Source organism: Microvirga aerophila (assembly GCF_003332305.1).
In the GTDB taxonomy this organism is placed as follows: Bacteria; Pseudomonadota; Alphaproteobacteria; order Rhizobiales; family Beijerinckiaceae; genus Microvirga; species Microvirga aerophila.
Map to the genome: position 1 here is coordinate 1 of NZ_QOIO01000113.1, position 6,807 is coordinate 6,807.

The following is a 6,807-nucleotide window of genomic DNA, read 5'->3' on the forward strand; positions in this document are numbered from 1 at the left end:
CGTGACAAGGCCGTCACGGCGTTGCGCGAGGCCCGGGTTATCGCTTGCGATGAGACCGGCGTCCGAATCGAAGGCTGTTGCATTTTGCAAGTCGATGCCGATGCCATGGTCTGGCTGTGTTTTCCCCATGGCCCTTCGCGAGCGTTCTACATCTCTGCCCAAGTTAGGATGCACGCCGTCATACGTGTCCGGCGACACCATCAGCACTCCGCCTGTTAAGCCGTGTAGGCGGAGGCGACATTCCAGCCCTCAGATGCGAGTGAACCGGTTCGTGTTCCTCAAACTTCCAATACTTTAGATGTTTGATCCCAGGGTTTGATGGTGCATCCTTATCGCCGGAATGGAGGGATGCGCTTCTCTATTCGGCCCCTCCAAGTCAAGCGCTTTTAAGGCATCGGCCATCCCACCTCCAGGCAGTCGTCTCTCGCAGGGCCTTGCTTCTCTCCGGGATCGACACATTGGCCCTCCCACCATGGGATTCGTAGGATAAGGTGGCTCAATCTATGGGGCGTTCTGGCCGCGGCAGCGCGGCCGATACAAGCGCATCCACGAGCTCGCCTGATCCATCGTCCTGCGAAGGACGTCTTTCTTCCGCCTTCTGGCGGAATTCGAGTTATCTCATCGCGCGTTCCGGTATGGCATCTTAGACAGCTGCGGGGATGCTTTCCCTCGTCCCGCGGAATACGGTGCCATCGCTCCAGATGCGGTGCATGATCACGCCCAGACGCCGGGCCAGCGCAACAATGGCTTTTCGCCCACCACGCCGTTTGGCGATAGTCATCGCCCATGCCTTCAGCCACGACCACCTCACGTGGACATTCGTGAGCATGACTTGAGCGGCTTCGTACAACAGCGTTCGCATCATGCCATCCCCACAGAGGGAGACGCGGCCGATCCGGTTGCTCTCACCCGACTGATGAAGCACCGGCGTTAACCCCAGGGAAGCACCCACGGCTTTGGAGCTCCGGAAGCGAGCCGGAACGTCAATAGTACTGGAATAGGCTAAAGCGACAACGGGACCGACCCCAGGAATGGTCATCAGGCGTCGACAAACACCGTCGTCGCGGACAATCGACAGCAGCTTGCGGTGAAGACGCTCGAACTCCTCTCGAAGCTTTCGCCGGCTGGCCAGCAGCGGCTCTATGATCTCTGCCAGGTCAGGCAGACAATCAAGGAGTTCGCGAATGCGGATGTCGAATTTGGCTGCGCCAACGATGCCGACTTTGAGACCAAAGTTGCGCAGCAGACCGCGGATGTCATTCTCGATCGCAATCGCCTTCTCCTGCAGCAGCTTGCGGGCGGTCAGCAGAGCCCGACGCAGCTGGCTTGTGACGGACTTGACGTGCACCGGCCGGAACAGGTTAACCCGCATCATCTGGGCGATGCCGCGAGCATCATTGCGGTCACTCTTGTTCACCTGCGCCTTGAGGAACGCCTTGGTATGGCGGGTCTCGATGCAGACCACCGGCAAGCCAGCCTCGGCCAATCCGCTGAACAGCCACTGCGACAGGGGGCCGGCCTCGAGCCCGATCCGAGCCAGCCGCCAGGTCGGATCCTGGAGCACCCGGGCAAGATCCTCAGGATGGCTGGGGGCCTTCATCTCACGGCAGATGGAACCCGTCTCGTCCACGATACAGATCGAGGTCTCTTTGAGAGAGACGTCCAGTCCGGCGTAGTGCTTCATGCTGCGCACCCTTTCCTGATGCTTATGAGGGGACACCCTCACGCTATCATCAGCTCGAAGCGCTGCCTTCTAACCATGGCCGTTGCAGATGGGGCTCAAGCCGAATACCCCATCTAAACATTTGTCTTATGATTTTACGCCCTGATCGAGCAAGATGAGGACACCGCCAGCGGGTCGCGAGCTCGCTGGTGGGAGGGGATGGGTCGTTCCGTTGCAGACCGGACGGGTCGGGCTAGAGTAGGACCACCCCTCTCTTTTCTTCGTGACCTGAACGGATACCCGGGCGTGATGGCCCGCAACAAGCCAAGGACGCGGAAAAGATGGATCATCCTATACCACAGACCGCTGGCATCGACATTGCCAAAGATCGTCTCGATGTCTGTCTCTGCCCCGACGGGGCGGCCCGCCACTTTACCAACGATGCCCAGGGCCATCGTGCGCTCATCGTCTGGCTGGCCGCGCATTCCATTCAGCGCGTGGTCTTCGAAGCCACCGGAGCCTACCACCGTGCCCTGGAACGCTCTCTCGCGGCCGCGGGTCTGCCCTTGGCGAAGATCAATCCCCGCCACGCCCGCCGCTTCGCTCAAGCGCTCGGGCAACTCGCCAAAACCGATCGGCTCGACGCAGCCCTGCTGGCGCGCTTTGGGGCGCTGCTCGAGCCGCCCACCCGGCCTGTGCTCAGTCCAACTCTGGACGCGATGAAGGAGCTGTTGGTCGCCTGCCAGGCCTTGATCAAGGATCGCACCGCTGCCCTCAATCGGCAGAAGACCGTGCGCTCGCCCTTGTTGCGGCGCCACCTTACGCAGCGGCTAAGCCAGATCGCCCACCAGCTTGCCGCCCTTGAGGCCCACCTCCTCAACCTGTGTAAGGGGGATGCGGATCTCGCCCCGCGACTGGCCATCCTCATGAGCATTCCGGGCATCGCCCAAGCCACCGCTTTGAGCCTGCTCGTCGATATGCCTGAACTCGGCAGCCTCGATCAGGGCCAAGTGGCAAGTCTCGCCGGCGTGGCCCCAGTCGCGCATGACAGCGGGACCTCACGCAGCCGCCGCATGATCCGAGGTGGTCGCGCAAACCTGCGTCAGGCGCTGTACATGCCGGCCCTGGTGGCAGCCCGCTTCAATCCGGATCTGAAAGCCAAGTACCAAGCCTTGGTCGCGGCGGGAAAGCCCGCCAAGGTTGCCCTGACTGCGATCATGCGAAAGCTCATCATCCTGGCTAATGCACTCTTGCGAGACCAGCGGCACTGGACACCACAACCTGCTTGATCAAGACGGATACTCTAGCCTCGGGAACCATCTCGGCATAACGGCTTCGCCTCAATCCCCTTTACCTGCGGGCTAGGTCACCGTGCCAGTTGACGGCAGGTCACCGCCGCTTGAGCTCATGCCCCCTCACAGCAGGGGGCAAGGCGTTCTCCTTTCCTCTTTTCTCATTGCATTCCAGACATATCCACCCCGGACCATCCGGGACGAGGCGCACTGTAGGCGATGTCGGCCAGCCAGACCTGGTTTGAGGCGGACACGGTGAACTCCTGCAGCAGCAGGTTGGGCGCAGTCGGCATCGCATGCCGGCTGTCGGTCGTGGTCGGCCGGAAGCGGCGGCGGGCCAGGGCACTGATGCCATGCCGGCGCATCAGGCGTTCGACCCGGCCGCGGCTCCCGATAGCCTTCGGCTCGTAAGACCGCGTGCATGCGCAGGGTGCCATAGCGGCCCTGATGGCAAGCATGGAGCCGCTGCACCGCCTTCAGCAGGCGCCGGTTGGCAATCGCCCTGGCGCTCTCGGGCCGGGAACGGCACGCGTAATAGCCGCCGGGCGAGACGCCGAGCACGCGGCACATGAGCCGCACCGGAAACGTGCGGGTATACTGCTCGATGAAGCCAAACTTCATTTCGGCACCTCCGCGAAGATGCCGATGGCTTCCTAAGAAACAGCCCCCGCGGGAGCGTCATCGGCGACCTCCTGCAACACAAAGCCGAGGGCCCTGGCGCGGCGGTGCACATTGTTGATCACCCGCCTCCGATATCGCTCCTCGTAATAGGACGCTCCCGGGTCAGCGTAATCCATGCCATGGCGAAGGGCGTTGTAGAATAGCACCGCAATCTTGCGGGCGGTCGCAGTGACGGCCTTGGCCTTGCCGAGGCTTACAGCCCCGTCCATGACGCGTTTTCTCCAGAATAAGAGACAGCCACGCTTGGCGGCAAGTGCAATCCGATGCCCGTGAACCATTCTGCAAATTGCAAAGGCAGGAGAAACAGCGGTTGAGGAAGGCTATTGCAGCCGGTATGCGAAGGTACGAATTATGCCATCCCGTTCCTTGAATTCGCAGAGAACTTGGCTGTTTAATACAAGTAGATTGAATGGTGGCTCCGTGAGAATAACACCGCTCTCAAAAGAAACCCTGAACCCGGGCCCAGATGGTTTATCAATATTTGGAAGGAAGTCGCTCCTGATTGGAAGATGCTCAGTAACTATCAAGTATTTACATCGATGATGAATCTTGTCTATAAATTTGTGAATATCGTTGTTAGACAAGTGTTGAAGAACCTGACGAACAATAATGACGTCAGACATCGGTATTTCATCATTTACTAAATCGAGTTCTTTAAATTCTAAATTATCATACTTGAATAATTTTCTGTTTTCTTTCAAAAGGCCATCAACAATGTCACACGCGATATATTTTGAGGCGAGATGAACCAATCTGGATCCAACGTTGAAGTCGCCACACCCAAGGTCTACTATGATTTTTGGACCAGCGAGGCCTACCAGAAAATGCTCCAACGCGTTTACATATCCTGTAACAACTTCACGCTCATGTGAGCCATGTCCTGAATAATATTTGCGCGTCCCGCTCCAGCCCCACAGCTTTTTTTCATACGTTCTGGAGAAAATTTCCCTATTTGTGCAACCCACAAAATCGTCATCCGACAGGGCCGCCATGCCTAGAATCTTCCTTATGAACATACGATGTCGATAAGGAATAATTGCTTTAGAGAGATTCACAGCTTTTGTGAAAACTATTTCTTTCATCACCAATACGCTTGCGGAATATATTAAACGGCAACAGTTGGTTCGCCTCACGCTCGCAGATACACAGTATAAGTGCTGGGCCGACTGGAGCCTCAAGCTTGCCCCTTCAGCACCAAAAGCAGGAATTAGACCGCGTCCTGAGGTTTCATACATTAGGGCGAACCGCTGATGATCTGAACCCCTAGGGACCGAACCATTTTGGATTATAGTTTTCTGCTATTGTTCCCAATGCAGCTCGCGACCAATATGGCCGTGTGCGGGCTCTCTCCGGGCCCGAGGGCGGCTTCTCGTGCGACTGGGCCTAATCAATAGCTATAACAGCAAGCGGAGCCTGCGGGTGGAGTGGCAGGAGACCGGCGTTCCTATGCCGCTGACGTCCGGACAGGCAGCCGCCGCGGAAGGGAGACAGGCGCGAGCTAAAGCGCATTTCGGATCAGTGTAGAGCATAGCCAGCGTGCCTGAACCAGCCTCGGGCATCCTTTGCGGTAATGGTGTCGAGGGCGCGTGAATCGCGCCGATTTTTCCGGAGGCTGATTGACTTGGATTCTACGCGGCCATCGGCATAACCTCAAGCTGAGCGTAGTAGGCGGCTTCCGCCTCGGCGGGCGGGACGTTGCCGATGGGCTCGAGCAGGCGCCGGTTGTTGAACCAGTCGAACCATTTAAGAGTGGCGAACTCGACGGCCTCGAAGGAGCGCCACGCACGACGCCGATAGATCACCTCAGCCTTGAAGAGGCCGATCACGGTCTCAGCCGGGGCATTGTCATATGAATCCCCGACACTGCCGACCGACGGCTCGATGCCAGCCTCAGCAAGACGCTTGGTGTACTTAATCGACACGTATTGGGCTCCCCTGACGCCCCTCTGTTTGTCAAGCGGTGATCCGCGTCTGATTGATCTCCTTTTGGCGGCGCATGATGAGCGTAAACACCTCGCGGGCGGTATAGCGCTTCAGGGATCGAATGGCGTCGAGCTTCGAATGTCCCTCCGCGATCCGCTTCGCCACATAGGCCTTTGTCTTCGGATCAGTTCGAAGGCGGGCAATCGCGATGATGTGCAGGGCGCTGTTCGCAGCCCTGTCGCTGCCCCGCTTGAGCCGATGCCGGATCACCTTGCCGGATGAAGCGGGCACCGGGCTCACACCACACAGCGCGGCAAAACTGTCTTCCGAGCGCAAGCGCTCCAGGTTATCGCCGGCCGTGAGCAGGTGCTCTGCGGCGCTGGTATGCCTGATCGAGGGGCGTGCCACGTCGGGGGCGAGTTCATCGACGATGGCCCCGATCCTCGTGTCGAGGTCCGCGATCTCATCATACAGTTCGAGGTATCGGCGAGTGAGGGATTTGAGGCTGATGCGGTAGGCGGATTCCACATCACGATAGGCGCTCAGGTCCGGCCGCCAAGCGGCTAGGGCCCGGACGAGCGCAATTACCCACGGCCCATCCTGAACTGAGGTTCAGGCGGACACGGTCTGAAGGATTGTCTTGAACGCGTTGGTTCCTGGATCGAGACGCGCCGCGTCAACGACTGTTCGAATGTCCGCTTCGCCCTCGGCGGCCCACATGGCCCGGTAGCCGTTGGTCGCCTTGCGCTGAATGACGGCGGGTCTGAGGGCGCGTTCGCAGGCGTTGTTCGTCGCCTCAACCATGCCGGGCCACTGAGTGAAGGTCAGAAGCTGATCGCGGGCTCGCCGGACTTTGCTCTGAAGGGCGCGGGCCAGAGCGCAGGATGTCGGCGCGGCCAGGATAGCGTCCAGACTTCGCTCCAGAGTCGGCGCTTGCGGGCGATGGTCGAGGCGGCAAGGGTTCCGACCTCCTCCGCCAGGGCGAAGGCCCGGTGCAGCCACAACTTGAGGCGGGTTGGCAGGACATCTGCGCTGACCTCATCGGCATAGGCAGCGTCGCGGGCGAGATGAGCCAGACAGGTCTGGTGGGCATCTGCATGGCCCTGTTGCGCGCTATAGCGGTCGGAGCACCAGACGTCGGGTCGGTGCCCGTCCATCATGGTCTGGACCACGATGGACGGGCACCGGGTCGGCGAGGCGTGATGGACGATCGCCTCCGAACAGCGAAATACCCAATGGTAGGCGTTG

At 59.5% G+C, this 6,807-nt stretch carries 4 protein-coding genes and 5 pseudogenes; 1 reads left to right on the forward strand and 8 read right to left on the reverse strand.

The window, feature by feature from the left end; all coding sequences use genetic code 11:
• Nucleotides 1-201: hypothetical protein (locus DRB19_RS30880; RefSeq protein WP_210207552.1), on the reverse strand; the 201-nt coding region annotated here is incomplete at its 3' end.
• A 442-nt stretch (nt 202-643) separates the two neighbouring features.
• Nucleotides 644-1,684, reverse strand: a complete 1,041-nt coding sequence (locus DRB19_RS28235; protein ID WP_114189293.1) for an IS110 family RNA-guided transposase — start codon at nt 1,682-1,684, stop codon at nt 644-646.
• 320 nt (nt 1,685-2,004) lie between these two features.
• On the opposite strand from DRB19_RS28235, the gene DRB19_RS28240 reads away from it, so the two are divergent.
• Entirely contained in the window at nt 2,005-2,952 is a 948-nt protein-coding gene (locus DRB19_RS28240) for an IS110 family transposase (protein WP_114189294.1), read from the forward strand.
• A gap of 194 nt (nt 2,953-3,146) precedes the next feature.
• On the opposite strand, the pseudogene DRB19_RS28245 reads toward DRB19_RS28240, so the two are convergent.
• From DRB19_RS28245 to DRB19_RS31405, 6 genes and pseudogenes are all read right to left on the reverse strand, one after another.
• Nucleotides 3,147-3,606, reverse strand: a pseudogene (locus DRB19_RS28245) (IS3 family transposase); the annotation flags it as partial.
• Nucleotides 3,607-3,608: 2 nt separating this feature from the next.
• A pseudogene (locus DRB19_RS28250) lies at nt 3,609-3,827 on the reverse strand (IS110 family transposase); the annotation flags it as partial.
• A gap of 129 nt (nt 3,828-3,956) precedes the next feature.
• Nucleotides 3,957-4,628 (reverse strand): class I SAM-dependent methyltransferase, encoded by a 672-nt coding sequence (locus tag DRB19_RS28255; RefSeq protein WP_170285169.1) that lies wholly within the window; start codon nt 4,626-4,628, stop codon nt 3,957-3,959.
• A gap of 636 nt (nt 4,629-5,264) precedes the next feature.
• Nucleotides 5,265-5,573 (reverse strand): annotated as a pseudogene (locus DRB19_RS28260) (integrase core domain-containing protein); the annotation flags it as partial.
• Nucleotides 5,574-5,589: 16 nt separating this feature from the next.
• Nucleotides 5,590-6,138, reverse strand: a pseudogene (locus DRB19_RS28265) (transposase); the annotation flags it as partial.
• A 33-nt stretch (nt 6,139-6,171) separates the two neighbouring features.
• A pseudogene (locus DRB19_RS31405) lies at nt 6,172-6,807 on the reverse strand (IS66 family transposase); the annotation flags it as partial.

What these genes read in the sequence shown, in the direction of transcription:
- DRB19_RS28235 (WP_114189293.1), bottom strand. Translation starts at nt 1,684, where the DNA reads ATGAAGCACTACGCCGGACTGGACGTCTCTCTCAAAGAGACCTCGATC.
- DRB19_RS28240 (WP_114189294.1), top strand. Translation starts at nt 2,005, where the DNA reads ATGGATCATCCTATACCACAGACCGCTGGCATCGACATTGCCAAAGAT.
- DRB19_RS28255 (WP_170285169.1), bottom strand. Translation starts at nt 4,628, where the DNA reads ATGGCGGCCCTGTCGGATGACGATTTTGTGGGTTGCACAAATAGGGAA.